14 protein-coding genes are annotated in these 13,485 nt (G+C 42.9%); 7 read left to right on the forward strand and 7 right to left on the reverse strand.

What is annotated here, in order from left to right:
* Window positions 1-82: 82 nt before the first annotated feature.
* Together ccoS and AC1DQW_RS23495 are read right to left on the reverse strand one after the other, a co-directional pair.
* Window positions 83-244, reverse strand: coding sequence for a cbb3-type cytochrome oxidase assembly protein CcoS (gene ccoS, locus AC1DQW_RS23490; protein ID WP_477402474.1), 162 nt, complete (start codon window positions 242-244; stop codon window positions 83-85).
* The gene (locus AC1DQW_RS23495) at window positions 241-2,631 is read right to left on the reverse strand and encodes a heavy metal translocating P-type ATPase (protein ID WP_477456279.1); all 2,391 of its coding nucleotides are present in this window, start codon (window positions 2,629-2,631) and stop codon (window positions 241-243) included. Before AC1DQW_RS23495 ends, ccoS begins: the two co-directional genes overlap by 4 nt.
* 362 nt (window positions 2,632-2,993) lie before the next feature.
* Here AC1DQW_RS23495 and AC1DQW_RS23500 point away from each other — a divergent pair, with 362 nt between their 5' ends.
* Together AC1DQW_RS23500 and AC1DQW_RS23505 are read left to right on the forward strand one after the other, a co-directional pair.
* Window positions 2,994-3,986 carry a DUF542 domain-containing protein gene (locus tag AC1DQW_RS23500; RefSeq protein WP_477456280.1) on the forward strand — a complete coding sequence of 331 codons (993 nt, stop codon included), beginning with the start codon at window positions 2,994-2,996 and terminating at the stop codon, window positions 3,984-3,986.
* Between the two features lie 24 nt (window positions 3,987-4,010).
* Complete coding sequence (locus AC1DQW_RS23505; RefSeq protein WP_477456281.1) at window positions 4,011-5,792, forward strand: hypothetical protein; 1,782 nt, start codon at window positions 4,011-4,013, stop codon at window positions 5,790-5,792.
* A gap of 64 nt (window positions 5,793-5,856) precedes the next feature.
* Here AC1DQW_RS23505 and AC1DQW_RS23510 read toward each other — a convergent pair whose 3' ends face one another.
* The 4 genes from AC1DQW_RS23510 to AC1DQW_RS23525 form a co-directional block, all read right to left on the reverse strand.
* On the reverse strand, window positions 5,857-6,714 hold the full coding sequence (locus AC1DQW_RS23510; protein ID WP_477456282.1) for a universal stress protein: 858 nt from the start codon (window positions 6,712-6,714) through the stop codon (window positions 5,857-5,859).
* A complete protein-coding gene (locus AC1DQW_RS23515) occupies window positions 6,711-6,833 on the reverse strand; it encodes a hypothetical protein (protein ID WP_477456283.1) in 123 nt (40 codons plus the stop codon). The genes AC1DQW_RS23510 and AC1DQW_RS23515 overlap by 4 nt, the downstream gene beginning before the upstream one ends.
* A gap of 378 nt (window positions 6,834-7,211) precedes the next feature.
* Window positions 7,212-7,670: a pyridoxamine 5'-phosphate oxidase family protein gene (locus AC1DQW_RS23520; protein WP_477456284.1), complete on the reverse strand. Its 459-nt coding sequence runs from the start codon at window positions 7,668-7,670 to the stop codon at window positions 7,212-7,214.
* Between the two features lie 52 nt (window positions 7,671-7,722).
* Complete coding sequence (locus AC1DQW_RS23525; RefSeq protein ID WP_477456285.1) at window positions 7,723-7,977, reverse strand: hypothetical protein; 255 nt, start codon at window positions 7,975-7,977, stop codon at window positions 7,723-7,725.
* A 581-nt stretch (window positions 7,978-8,558) separates the two neighbouring features.
* On the opposite strand from AC1DQW_RS23525, the gene AC1DQW_RS23530 reads away from it, so the two are divergent.
* From AC1DQW_RS23530 to AC1DQW_RS23550, 5 genes are all read left to right on the forward strand, one after another.
* Window positions 8,559-9,368, forward strand: coding sequence for a hypothetical protein (locus tag AC1DQW_RS23530; protein ID WP_477456286.1), 810 nt, complete (start codon window positions 8,559-8,561; stop codon window positions 9,366-9,368).
* An 88-nt stretch (window positions 9,369-9,456) separates the two neighbouring features.
* Window positions 9,457-10,578, forward strand: a complete 1,122-nt coding sequence (hemW, locus tag AC1DQW_RS23535; RefSeq protein ID WP_477456287.1) for a radical SAM family heme chaperone HemW — start codon at window positions 9,457-9,459, stop codon at window positions 10,576-10,578.
* 118 nt (window positions 10,579-10,696) lie between these two features.
* Entirely contained in the window at window positions 10,697-11,245 is a 549-nt protein-coding gene (locus tag AC1DQW_RS23540) for a fasciclin domain-containing protein (RefSeq protein ID WP_477456288.1), read from the forward strand.
* Between the two features lie 157 nt (window positions 11,246-11,402).
* Window positions 11,403-12,284: a cupin-like domain-containing protein gene (locus AC1DQW_RS23545; protein WP_477456289.1), complete on the forward strand. Its 882-nt coding sequence runs from the start codon at window positions 11,403-11,405 to the stop codon at window positions 12,282-12,284.
* Between the two features lie 26 nt (window positions 12,285-12,310).
* Window positions 12,311-12,496, forward strand: a complete 186-nt coding sequence (locus tag AC1DQW_RS23550) for a hypothetical protein (protein ID WP_477456290.1) — start codon at window positions 12,311-12,313, stop codon at window positions 12,494-12,496.
* On the opposite strand, the gene AC1DQW_RS23555 is transcribed toward AC1DQW_RS23550, so the two are convergent.
* A complete protein-coding gene (locus tag AC1DQW_RS23555) occupies window positions 12,497-13,480 on the reverse strand; it encodes an AAA family ATPase (RefSeq protein ID WP_477456291.1) in 984 nt (327 codons plus the stop codon). It abuts the gene before it with no gap.
* Window positions 13,481-13,485: the final 5 nt, after the last annotated feature.

Raw genomic sequence — 13,485 nt, forward strand, 5'->3', positions numbered from 1 at the left:
TTGTTCTCTGTTTATGGTGGTAAAATTATTAAGGCTTGTTGGGTGACAGCATGACGAAAGTGGGCTTTAAAAATGATTGAAATCATTTTTTATCGGCCTTCGGGTCGTCATCATCCAGCAGAATCCGTATGGATGGGGTATAGAGGTCTTCGTTTTGTCCGCTGCGCTGGGCCCATAAAAATGCGCCCAGGAAGATCAGGGCAAGCAAAACGCTGCAACCGATCAGGAAATAGATGATGTTCATATGAGTTTTCTCCTTTTTGCGGCAAAATGAGTGGCCAGGGTGGTAAATGAAATAATGGTCACGGTGCTTAGCGGCATCAATACGGCTGCTACCAGGGGCGACAGACTACCGGTAACCGCATAGCTTAAACCGACCAGGTTATAAGTGAGCGAGATCAGAAAAGAGGCATGGATGATGTTGACAGTATCTTTTGAAAAACGTAGGAAAGCAGGCAATTTATGAAAAGAACGACCGTCGAGGATCGCATCGCTGCCCGGCGAAAAATTATTCACATTATCCGTAACCGCCACGCCCAGGTCGCTTTGCTTTAATGCCCCTGAGTCATTCAGACCATCTCCCAGCATCATTACCTTATGGCTCTCCTGCTGAAGCATTTCAATCCGGTCAAGCTTTTGTTGTGGAGATTGCCCGAAGTACATGTGCCCCTCATCGGGTAAGAACCGGAGCAATTCATTCCGTTCATGATCCTGGTCACCTGATAGCAGGTAAAGGGAATAGGCCGGTTCTAACTCCCCTATCCGTTCCATGCCATCCCGATACTCCTGCAAAAAGGCGAAATGGCCCAGGTAGTCGCCATCAATCATTAAATGAACGCGGGTCATTAGTTTGGCTTCTGTAAAATAGCCAAATAAAAATTCGTCGCTGCCGATGCGCAGTTGATGTCCATTGATAGTGGCCGTAATCCCTTTCCCTGGCAATTCTTTATAATTCATTACGGGCAGCTTTTCCAGGGATCCGAGGTATTGACAGATCATACGGCTTAAAGGATGGATCGAATTAACACAGCCACTGTAGATCAGTTGTTTTTGATCCCCGGTCAATTCCCCGTCCAAATCAATACGCTTGCTACGGCCGGTAGTGATCGTGCCTGTTTTATCCATAACCACGGTGTCAATACGAGCCATTTGCTCCACGACTGCGGTATTTTTGAGGTAAAAAAGGTTACGGTCAAAAATGCTTAACGCGGCCGACATCGTAAAAGGGGTACTTAATGCCAGCGCACACGGGCAGGCTACAATGAGCACCGCCGTAAAGGCATCAATCCCGCGCCCGTAGTTAAAAGGCAACCAAGCCAGCAGGGAGCCAATAGCAATGGCGATCAAAACGATAGTAAAATATTTGCTGACTGTTTCATTAAAGGTTTTCATGCGGTTATCCTGTTTACGGGTAAACGCTTCATTATTCCATAGTTGGGTGAGGTAGCTCTGGGAGACCGGCTTGATCACTTCCAGTTCGATAGCCTCTCCGGTCTGCCGCCCCCCTGCGTAAATAATTTCCCCTAATGTTTTATTAACAGGCACCGATTCGCCGGTTACAAAGCTAAAATCGATGAGCGCCTCGCCTTTCAGCAGGATGGCATCGGCTGGAATGATCTCATTATAACGGATCAGCATGCGGTGCCCGGTCATCAAACCGGAAAGCGGTACTGGCTTTTCCTTCCCCTCGTCGAGGATTTGAACTGCTACCGGAAAAAAAGAACGATAATCTCTTTCAAAGGAAATATGATGATAGGTTTTCTGCTGGACAAATCTTCCCACCAGCAGGAAAAATACCAGCCCGCATAAAGTATCTGCAAAGCCCGCCCCCGTATGGGTGATAATTTCCGCCGCAGTCCGGAGAAACAACACCGCGATACCCAGCGCCAACGGAAAATCGATATTTAATATCTTGTTTTTTAAATTATGCCAGGCGGAAATGAAGTAGCCGCGGCCGCTAAAAAACACAACCGGAAGGGTAAACAGGATGTTGAGGTAACCAAAAAAATGTCTGAAGGTTTGTTCATAATCTGAAAGCCCGAAGTATTCCGGAAAACTGAGCAGCATGACATTGCCAAAACAAAAACCCGCCACGGCGATCTTCTGTACAAGGTTGTCTTTTTTCGCTTTGGTTTGTCTTTTGATAATATCCTGCAGACTGATCAGGGGTTCATAGCCCACATCGTATAACAGCTCCACCAGTTGCTGCAGGCTGAGCTCGCGGGGATCGAACCGAACGATCAGTTGTTTTTTTAGGAAATCCACCCTTGAATAGTGGATAGCCGGATTAAAGCGGTTCAATTGTTCCAGCAACCAAAGACAGGAGCTGCAATGAATCTGCGGGATATACAGCGTAATGACCGACAACCGATCATCAGTGTAATCCAGCAATTCGGCCAGAATGGTCGGATCACTCAGATAATCAAAGCGTTTGTCTGTTCTCACCCGCGTCGTTCCGGGATGGTCATTATAATTATAGTAACTGCAAAGCCCGGCACCGGAAAGTATTTCGTACACACTTTGGCAACCTTGACAGCAGAATTGCTTTTCTTCCGTTTGATAAGTAGTAGTCAAACATTCATCACCGCAATGATAGCAGCTGGTTTTGACAAGTGTTGTGGTTTCCGGCATTTTTCTTTCAATTTATTGGCTCAAAAATGAAGGATTGACCCTAACTCTGAAATGATTTGGATTGCTTAAAAAGATGATCTCCGTCACTTTTTACCTGATTCTCCATTACCCGGTCAATATGTTTTAGCAGAATTCAGGTTATGCGTTGCCGCCTGGCAGGGAATATCTTTTTGCCTGACAAGCCAAGCACCTTTTGATATTTATAAGAATTAATTTTTTCTTTACCCACAAATCAATCACATCCGTTTCTGCTTCACAAATTTTCTTGTTCCGCAATAAAACAATACGAATTTCAGCGATATATGACCTTGGTCATTTATTGAACAACCATCACAGAATAGCTTTGCGGGCAAACTCTTTGAATGGACACACCCGAGATAATAGATATAACCGCAATTGAACCTGGTTTAAAGCATCCGGTCATTTTCGAAAAATTTGATGCTTTAAGGCCGGAAAACGCCATGATCATTATTGATGATCATGAACCCGGGCCACTTTTTCATCTGCTGCTGAACAAGCGCGGGAAGGCCTTTCAATGGAAGGTGCCTGAAAATGGGCCGGCAATCTGGCGAATAGAAATTATAAAAAAAGCGATAAGCAGCGATGGGGATACGATAGGAAAGATCGTTTCAAGGGAGTACCGGAAAGCCCAGGTGTTTAAAAGCCTGGATATAGATTTTAGTTGCAGCGGAAATAAAACCATCAAACAAGCCTGCGAAGAAAAGGGATTGTCCGATGAAGAGGTATGGCTGCAATTGGCCGAAATAGATTCGGTGGCGCCTGAAAAAGAAGCGAACTACCTAAGCTGGGACATCGCTTTTCTGACAAACTATATCATCGAGTTCCATCATCGCTTTGTAAGTACACAAACCCGGTTTATTACCGAACTGGCGTACAAAGTTGCCGAATCTGACCGGGTACGTAACCCCGAAATTAAGCAGGTCGCAGATTTATTTGCTAACACAGGCAAAACGCTCGAACTAAAAGGAGCCGAAGAAGAAACAATATTATTTCCTTATTTAACTATGCTAAATACAGCCTATAAGAGCGGTGCAAAAATAAAGGAAGCAGACTTTGGACATATTTCAGAGCTCCTTTATTTGATGCAGGCAGACAGTGGAAAAGTAGCAGAAGATTTCCGGCTGATCAGGCAATTAACCAATGGCTATGTAGCCCCTATCTATACTTCTAACACCTGCTCTATCCTCTACAAGCTGCTTGCGGCCTATGAGGAGGACATGCATTTACATCTCCATCTGGAAAACAATATCCTTTTCCCTAAAGCCCTTGAAATGGAAGAACTGCTGCGGGCAAAACAACTAATTTTTTGGCAAAACCCAACATTCAAAATTTAATTAAATCAAGCTAATCCCATTAATATGAGTCATACGTTTCACATCCCCGTTTTAGGACTGGGCTATTCCATTGATACTCCTTTAAAGGTTGCCCGTTATGGCATATCCTCCTCCATGTCTATTGTTGATGATGAACTGATTGAAAGGATGCGCCAATACCATACGCAGCTTGCCGGTGAGGCCTTTATCCCCATTTTAAAAAAGGAGGATGACGCCAGAGCCAGAAGGATCACTGCTTACCTGAACCTGGTTGATCGCCTGGTTGACCGGCAGTTTGAAGAGTTGAAAGCTTTGCCATTTGAAGCCGGGAACGATCTGTGTCGTTATTTTGAGCTGCTTCCAGAAAATACACGTTTAAGGCAGGGTTATGACCTAATGCTGGAGGTAAGGGATGAATGGCAAAAAAAACACTTTCAGGAATTACTTAAAAAAGAAATGAAACCGGGTGCTATTGATGTCAATATCATGTCTAAAGTAGATAAAATGAATTACACGGTAAACGGCGATTCCAGCGGCGACCTGAATACGGATGCGTTGGCGGCACTTCGCGGGTTTGCCAAAAGCAGCCTGCATTCTTCGGTGATCATGTCTGCGGGTATGAACCCCCGCTTATATAGTTACCTGGAAACATTCGCGGATTTCTATCCGGACGCAAACGGCCAGCTGCGTAAAAAAGTCATCCTGAAGGTGAGTGATTTTCGTTCCGCATTTATCCAGGCGAAATTTTTGGCTAAAAAAGGCATATGGATATCAGAATTACGCGTAGAATCCGGCCTTAACTGCGGTGGCCACGCTTTTGCAACAGAGGGCTTTCTGCTTGGACCGATCCTTGAAGAATTTAAGCAGAAACGTAAGGACATGCTGGAAGAGCTTTCAATGAGCTACCAAAACGCGCTGGCTGAAAAGGGAATCAACTGCGTTAAAATACCCCTGCAACGCCTGAGTGTTCAAGGCGGGATTGGCACTGCCTCGGAAAACGAATTTTTGCTGGATCATTACCAAATGGACGCTACCGGCTGGGGTAGCCCTTTTTTACTGGTCCCGGAGGTCACCAACGTGGATAAGGAAACGCTGGAGCAACTGGAACATGCCGGGGAAGATGATTATTTTGTGAGCGATGCCTCTCCTCTTGGCATTAAATTCAATAACTTTAAAAAGAGCACATCGGAAGCACTCCGCCTGAAAAGGCTCGACAATAACCGGCCAGGCAGTCCATGCACGAAAAAATATTTGTGCACGGATACGGAGTTTACCGAGCAGCCCATTTGCACTGCTTCCCGTGAATACCAACATCTTAAACTGCAGCAACTGCAAACCATGGACCTTAGAAAGCAGGAATATGAACATCAATTTCAGGCTATAGTTGAAAAAGTATGCCTTTGCGAAGGCCTTTGCGCATCTGCCTATATCAAATATAATATGCTCAAACCGCGGGAAAACAAAGCGGTTGCCATCTGTCCCGGGCCTAACCTGGCGTATTTTTCCCGGATTTATACCCTGGAAGAAATGGTCAGGCATATTTACGGGAACATAGACCTGTTGAACAAGATCAAACGGCCCCATATGTTTATCAAAGAGCTGAATCTATATATTGACTACCTGCAACATGATCTACAACCCCAATTGAAGGATCTGAACGATAAAAAAAGGAAGCAACTGACTAAATTCAAGTTACAACTGCAGGATGGTATTAGCTATTATAAAACGCTTTTTGTTGAATCTGCATACCACACCAACCAGTTTTTTCAGGATTGGATCGGCGAGCTAACCTGTTCGGAAGCGAAATTAAGCAGAATAGAGATATAAGGTAAAAACAAGGAGAGGGCCTTCACCCATGGCAAAGGCCCTCCTTTTGATTTCTTTTAAGTGTTCAGGGTCTTGAGGGGAGTATGATCACCGGAATAGTGATATGATAAGTGGCCTGACTACTTTGTCCTCTTTTAAAGAACCTTGCCATTTGTTCCCGTGGTTGCTGGACAACTGCAAGCAGATCCGTTTTTTTATTGGCTTTCAACCAATTCCAATCTTTCTGGGTATTCTTATCGGGGATACTACGGAAATAAGCCCCTCCGAAGTTCAGTTTTTGATACAAGTCACGGTTAAGTTGTTTTTCGGCTTCCTCGATACAAGTGTCTGCGGGATTTTCATTCAGGTGGGCAACCATCAATTCCGCTGCGAAACCTTCCATCAGACCGCCCAATTCGGCGATGGAATTAATATCCTCTTTGTGAAGCTGCGAAGCAAAGGCAATTTTTTCAAAATTTTTGATTGCCGCGCTTTCAGGTACAACAAGCACCGGAACGGTGGCCCAGTCAATGATCCTGTTACAGGCATCGCCGAGCATATACGTCACCAGGTCATCTTTACCGAAAGGAAAAGTAACAATCATAGCGATCTCGCTATTCTTCATGATGGCTGTCATTATATCCACGATTTCCGGGCCTTCATCGTTAAATGCCACTTCAGGTAAAGAAGAGCCCGGAAATGATCCGTTCTTCAGGTCCATCTCCATGCGAAAGGTAAAATCTGCCAGCGCGTTACCAGAATCCAGCAAATGCTCTGGCTCACCGGCCGGCACGAGCTGTAGGTTTAGGTTTAGGTTTACCGGAACAGCGCTAAGGGAGAACAATAATACTTTTGCCCTCATCTTTTTGGCCATATGCATGGCAAAACGGGTAGCGTGGACGGATCTTTCTGAAAAATCGGTCAGTACGGCGATTGTGTTCATATAAATATATGGGGGATCATTGGTTTTGTTCTACGTAATTGTTTGGCCAGTTCAAATCCGTAACGGGCCAACTGTTTCGACCCATCTGAAAAATCGGTGGCAATTACTATTGTTTTCATGACTTTACACATCTAATTTGTGATGTAAAACTGCCTGTTTGTGTGCAGTATAAAACTGATGACGGTCATATTTTATAATGATCTTATGTCGGGAAAAACAGTCATATTAATCGGGCGTCAGATGACTTTTTTTGAACTAAAATGAGCTTCGGCATTTTTTTCAGAGCAATATCATTGCAATTTTCAGCAGCATTGATTTTGAGCGGACTCTATTTAGCACGATCATGATTATATAAGTACCCGAGCTATTTTTACAAACTATATTATTATATCACCCCATGTTTGGCTTTAATGCTTAATTCCACTTAAGTTCAGGGGGAAACTGATGAGTATCACGTGACCGGGTAAGAGTATCAGATAAATTATTGCCAAAGTTTTTCAGCTGGTTGTTTGTTCAAACCGCCCCGTTTTCTTGCTGATACGGATTTTATAAAGAATGAGTTCGATGTCATTTCCGATGTCGCTTTCCCTGGCCGTTATACCATGCGATGGGTGCGTGTTATCTCCCGTAAGAAAAGGGCTGATCTTGTCAATGAGTTTCTGCATTGCCTGTAGTTTTTCATTCAGATCTGTTATTTCTTCAAAAACGCCCCATACGATAACACATTCCCAGTTAACCATATCTTTTATATGATCAACCTCAAAACATATTTCCGGGTTTTCCCGCAGCATACTAATCTTGAGACCCTCTGTGGAGTGTGCAAGAATGTGCGTGCAATCGTAGACATAATTTACAGGAACAATATAAGTTGTCCCTTTGGCGTGACAGCCAATCCGGCCAATCATCTGGCTTTTTAATAAAGCCTCTATCCAGTTTTCGTTTAATTCTCCTAACATGACGGATTGTTTATTGGTTAACAATCGAATATTCCGGTTTGAAGTATTTTTATCAGTCTGGATGCAGCATCAGTCGCTGTGCACGAATCAGGAATTCGGTCAGGTGAGTAAATTGCCTGTCTTCGTATTCCCAGTCAAGGATGAATCGATATCTGCCATCATCACATGGGCCAAGAGGAACTTCAAAATCTTTTTTTCCTTTACTGTCAACCAGGATCTCCTGAGCTGACTGCGCATCACCACAAAGGCGCCTCAAACAGGCACGGCCTTTAACCGGGTGTGAAAAATTAAATTTCAGACTTGGCATATCTCCTCCTTACTGTAAACCGAAATGTACTACCAAATTTAGATACTACCAATTTCCAAAAAAATGACATCCGGCACAAAATAGCATGACCTTCCATATATTCCCCGGGGGTATCTTCTACTCGGTATCCCGTCATCAGGATAGTGTTTCTTGCATCCTTGCAGAATATAATAATTGGGACAAAAGTTAATTAATGAGAACAGTTCTGGCACCAATCTTACTCTTTCACACCGACTAAAATCTACGGACAAAATGTAGATGATGTAAAGTACAGGCTTGCGAAAGAAGTTTTTAAGAGTGAGTTTTGGAAAGAACTTTACGATCTTCAATACAATATTGAGAAACCCCGCCAAAGATTTGCTTTCCTTCGCTACCAGTTGTCGCCGTATTTGAATAATCTTTATACAGATAAATACTTATATATACCTTTGCCGCATGGCAGGAATATATTTACTAATTGATATTCAGCATCTTATTTGTTAAGAGTAACATATAAGTAACAAACGGAATTAACGGAGTCGAAAAATTAATGGTCAGTTTACATTGCATGTAATACGTCATCGGTTTTGTATCTTAGAACTATGGAAATAAATTTGATCGCAAAGAATAAGATAGCCGACTATATTCAGCAGCAGCCCCAAGCGCAAACAGCTTTTTTAAACTGGCTTAGGGATTTTCCTTATAGGGAAGCAAAAAGTATATCCCGGCAAATTGAAAGATCATCCCCGAGTGAGTCTTCTTCTGCGTCCTCGCCATTAAATAATGGCGAATACCAAATTGAGTATCGTACTAATTATTTGCTTAAAACCACTTATATTTCTTGGCTGGGTACACGAAAAGAACTGGAAGATTATATGCATGCCGAGTTTAAAAAAGAACGGGCCAAAAATCCGGGTTTAAATTTCCGAGTTATAAAAACAACCGTCGTACTTACCCCGCCGCCGATGTCGTCCTCAATAAAGCATACGGGAGAAATAATGGTAAATGCGGACGGCAACCCAGTCAATATTAATTTTATTAAAGAAGTAACCGTACATCCCAGGCCACTTTATGTAGAAAGCGATCTGGATTACAGAACAAAGGTAGAATATGAGCAGGCCTTAAACAGAGCTATTTCTATTTTTGACGCCCGACCAGATACACCCGAATTTGAGGAATTAAGTTCATTGCTGCCATTAGTGAAACACTATGAGGATACCAAACTTATTTTACCTGAGTTGGACATATCTGATGTTATTAGGCTTACTATAAAAAACTTCGACTTACTCAGGCCGATGTTAAAACCCATAATTGGTCGGCAAGAAGAAGTAGACCTGTTTTTGGCAGGCAAACAACAACTCCCAGAACAAATGCTTAAGTTAATATGTAATAATCTTGGAATCCGATATTAATCTAAGCCTTTTTTTAACCAAAATACATCTAACACTTGTTCAATTTTTGAAGAATTCTTAGTTTACTTTTGCATTTTAAAAATCTCTGATGGCAGGCATCTACATTCATATCCCTTTTTGCAAACAGGCATGTCATTATTGCGATTTCCATTTCAGCACGTCGCCGCAATATAAGGACGAGTTGGTGCAGGCATTGGTAAGCGAAATTAAACTGCAAAAGAGTTACCTGAATGGCGAAACAGTAGAAACTATTTATTTTGGAGGTGGCACCCCATCGGTGCTGGCAGCCGACGAAATTCACCTGCTTATTAATACGATAACAGAACAGCATACCGTAGCCTCAAATGCCGAAATTACACTGGAGGCTAATCCCGATGACCTTGACGTAGCCAAAGTAAAAGCGTTTAAACAAACCAATATAAACCGCTTTAGCATTGGCATCCAATCGTTTTTTGATGAGGATTTGGTATGGATGAACCGGGCCCACCGCGCCCGCGAATCAGAATCGGCAGTAAAACGAGTACAGGATGCCGGCTTTGAAAACATCACAGCCGACTTGATATACGGCTACCCTTTACTTACCGATACCAAGTGGAAACAAAACCTGGATAAAATTTTTGAATTATCTATCCCGCACATATCAGCTTATTCCATGACGGTGGAACCGCAAACCGCCCTGGCATCATTCATCAGCAAAAAAAAGCAACCGCCCATGAACGATCAGCAAAGCGCTGCCCAGTTCATGGTGCTGGTGCAAGCCATGGCTGATCATGATTTTGAGCATTACGAGATCTCGAACTTTGCCTTACCAGGCCAATATTCAAAACATAACTCCAATTATTGGCAAGGTATAAAATACCTGGGGATAGGTCCATCGGCACACTCCTACAACGGCGAGGTAAGGCAATGGAATATTGCCAACAATGCCAAATACATACAGGCCATCATTACCGGTACAATACCCGCAGAAACAGAAACCCTTACCGAAGAAAACCGTCTTAACGAGTACATCATGACCTCCATCCGTACCATGTGGGGACTGGATCTGGACAGGCTTAATGCCATCGCAGGAGGCTCTTCGGACCAATTGCTGATTTCGGCTGGGAATTTTTTTGACAAAGAGTGGATCACCCAAAAAGAGCGTACCATTTATCTTACTGCTACCGGTAAGCTTTATGCCGATAACATTGCCGCGGGTTTATTTTTTTAAGCAATAAACCATTAATCTGTTAAATGGTCAATAGCATTGTAACAAATCAAAACTGTTATTAAAACCGTTTATATTTACTAACCGTATCTTACATAAATATGAACACTATCCTGTAATTATGAAAAAACTCATCGTTTTGACCCTGGTGTTAGCAGCTTTTGCAGTAGCGCCAAAAGCACACGCCCAAACAAAAATGGTTGGCGGCGCAGCCATGCTCCCCAATAAAAACATTGTACAAAACGCCTCCAACTCTAAGGATCATACTACGTTGGTAACCGCTGTTAAAGCAGCCGGCCTGGCGCCTACCTTATCCTCGGCGGGGCCGTTCACTGTATTTGCCCCAACTAACGAAGCCTTTGGTAAATTGCCTGCAGGTACGATTGATAACCTGGTGAAACCTGCCAACAAAGCCAGCCTTATAAAAATATTAACTTATCACGTAATTGCCGGCAAAATGAGTTCGGCCGATTTGCTGGCCAAAGTAAAGGAAGGTCATGGTAAAGCCGAGTTGAGTACCGTAAGCGGTGGCACTTTAACTGTAATGGCACAAGGCACAAAACTATACCTGGTTGACGAAAAAGGCGGAAAATCATTCATCAGCATTGTCGATGTAAACCAAAGTAACGGCGTAATACATATAGTAAACTCCGTTTTAATGCCGAATTAAAGAGCGAGCAGCAGACGGTTTGTAATAGGCAGTCCTTTTAGCAGCCGGAAAACTGACTGATGAAAACTTTCCTTTTGAAGTTTTATTTCGTTCCTTTGTTTACTTTTTGGTAATATAAAGTCAATGTTAAAATAAACAGCCCTGGAAAGTACCCTATATGAGTTTTATACTTAGCCCAATTGATACCGTTGAAAATATTTCTCCTGAGGATTTTAAGAAGAACTATTTAAACCCACGTCGCCCATTAGTAATTAAGGGGCTCACCAAAAGCTGGCCTGCCCGCGAAAAATGGACACCTGAATATTTAAAAGAAGTGGTTGGCAAAAAGGTGGTGCCTTTGTATGACAACTCCAAAGCCGATCCATCAAAACCTATCAACTCATCGGCTACCGAAATGCCCTTTGATGAGTATATCGATATGATTCGTACCCAGCCTACCGAGCTGCGCATCTTTTTCTTTAATATCTTTAAACAGGCTCCGCAGCTATTGGATGATATTGTACTCCCTAAAGACCTCATGGGTGGCTTTTTAGAAAGTATGCCGGCCATGTTTTTTGGTGGCTCAAATTCGGTTACATTTTTACATTACGATATCGATCTTCCGCATATTTTCCATACCCATTTTGGGGGACGCAAGCATGTGATCTTATTCGAGAATAAATGGAAACGCCGTTTATACTGTATCCCTAATGCTACTTATGCGTTAGAGGATTATGATGTATTAAACCCCGACACTAAAAAATTCCCGGCACTGGATGGAGTAGAAGGCACCGAGGTATTTCTTGAACATGGCGATACCCTGTTTATGCCTACAGGCTACTGGCACTGGATGAAGTACATCGACGGATCATACTCCCTGAGCCTGCGCGCATGGGACGCATCTGTAAGCCGTAAGGCTGCAAGCTTGTATAACCTGGCCATCAAAGGCGGTGTTGATAGTGTGCTAAAAATGGCTTTCAAAGAAAAATACGCCAAGTTTCGCGAGGAACTGGCTGTTAAATGGGCTAATAAGGAATTAGCTGCGGGCAAGCCGTTGTAAGTTCGGTTATTACTTTTGCCGATTTTGTGAACCAATACCGGGTTGATATTGCCGAAAATCTGCTGATGCAGGATAAAACGTTACAGAAACCTGTTATGCCATGGGTTTTGAAAGCTTATCTTTTTTTAAAAAGCTTTTCAAAAAAACAATTGGGCGAAAACCTGCCAGGATTTAAGCGCAAGTGGATCGATAGGGGTAGGATCAAAATATAATTATCTGGAGATAAATTTATTTACAGCTATAACAGCATTTTTAAACCTTTCCTCCCACTCATTTCCCGGTATTAAAACGTAGCTGATGCCCCGGTTAATTAGTTCCTGCCGATGGCTTTCATTTAGTCTGTTTCTATCAGCCTCGTTAAGTCTTGTTCCATCCTGCACATAAGGAGCGTCGGCATCAAGATATAAATAAAGATCGAACTGATTAACTGCTGCTACCCATTCAGACACGTCCAAATCCTTATCAAACAAAAACCGGCTGTATGACCGCGTTGTATTTAAATCGGTATCAACAAACAACAGTTTATCGGCCCGTTTTATTTGTTCATTGATAGCTTGTGCATGCAATTCGGCTATCCGGATTAAATGTTCTTCTGTACATTCATGGGTATGTTCCAGTATCTCACGGGCCGTTTCGGGCACATCTACCGTATTAAAATGAATAGCCAGCCTTTTTGCCAAAGTAGTTTTACCTGTTGATTCGGTGCCATACAGACAGATCTTTTTGATAAAATAAGGCTTTACAACACCAGGTAAAAAATTCCAGAAAGTAAAAGGATCATTCCTTATCTGCGTGGCAGATACAGGCACTATTTTGCGGGGTTCATCAAATATAATGTGCTCGCAGTTTAAAAACCGACCCATATATGCACCGTAAGCTTCTGAGGCGAAAATCACATCAATGGCTGGCAATTGCACCTTCAAATAATCAGCCCAAAGCCTGGATACCCCCTCTGACGATGCCGAAGTATTGGGCAAAACCGCTTCATCATAATTCAATAACCAGGGTTTAACCTTGCTATTGTCTTTATAGGTTTCGGTAACCCATTCCAATCTCCTGGCGCCTTGTATTGGCTCATCATCACTGGCACTTACCAAAACAACCAGTTCATCGCAGTGCTCCAAAGCAAAATTAATTAAGGCTATATGCCCGTTATGCAAAGGCATAAATTTTCCTATGACCAATCCTCTCTTCATCTCAA

The sequence above is a fragment of the Mucilaginibacter sp. P5_A4 genome (genome assembly GCF_056400605.1).

What these genes read in the sequence shown, in the direction of transcription:
- AC1DQW_RS23495 (WP_477456279.1), bottom strand. Translation starts at nt 2,631, where the DNA reads ATGCCGGAAACCACAACACTTGTCAAAACCAGCTGCTATCATTGCGGT.
- AC1DQW_RS23520 (WP_477456284.1), bottom strand. Translation starts at nt 7,670, where the DNA reads ATGTTAGGAGAATTAAACGAAAACTGGATAGAGGCTTTATTAAAAAGC.
- AC1DQW_RS23540 (WP_477456288.1), top strand. Translation starts at nt 10,697, where the DNA reads ATGAAAAAACTCATCGTTTTGACCCTGGTGTTAGCAGCTTTTGCAGTA.
- AC1DQW_RS23510 (WP_477456282.1), bottom strand. Translation starts at nt 6,714, where the DNA reads ATGAACACAATCGCCGTACTGACCGATTTTTCAGAAAGATCCGTCCAC.
- AC1DQW_RS23530 (WP_477456286.1), top strand. Translation starts at nt 8,559, where the DNA reads ATGGAAATAAATTTGATCGCAAAGAATAAGATAGCCGACTATATTCAG.
- AC1DQW_RS23500 (WP_477456280.1), top strand. Translation starts at nt 2,994, where the DNA reads ATGGACACACCCGAGATAATAGATATAACCGCAATTGAACCTGGTTTA.
- AC1DQW_RS23555 (WP_477456291.1), bottom strand. Translation starts at nt 13,480, where the DNA reads ATGAAGAGAGGATTGGTCATAGGAAAATTTATGCCTTTGCATAACGGG.
- AC1DQW_RS23525 (WP_477456285.1), bottom strand. Translation starts at nt 7,977, where the DNA reads ATGCCAAGTCTGAAATTTAATTTTTCACACCCGGTTAAAGGCCGTGCC.
- AC1DQW_RS23515 (WP_477456283.1), bottom strand. Translation starts at nt 6,833, where the DNA reads ATGAAAACAATAGTAATTGCCACCGATTTTTCAGATGGGTCGAAACAG.
- AC1DQW_RS23545 (WP_477456289.1), top strand. Translation starts at nt 11,403, where the DNA reads ATGAGTTTTATACTTAGCCCAATTGATACCGTTGAAAATATTTCTCCT.
- ccoS (WP_477402474.1), bottom strand. Translation starts at nt 244, where the DNA reads ATGAACATCATCTATTTCCTGATCGGTTGCAGCGTTTTGCTTGCCCTG.
- AC1DQW_RS23505 (WP_477456281.1), top strand. Translation starts at nt 4,011, where the DNA reads ATGAGTCATACGTTTCACATCCCCGTTTTAGGACTGGGCTATTCCATT.
- hemW (WP_477456287.1), top strand. Translation starts at nt 9,457, where the DNA reads ATGGCAGGCATCTACATTCATATCCCTTTTTGCAAACAGGCATGTCAT.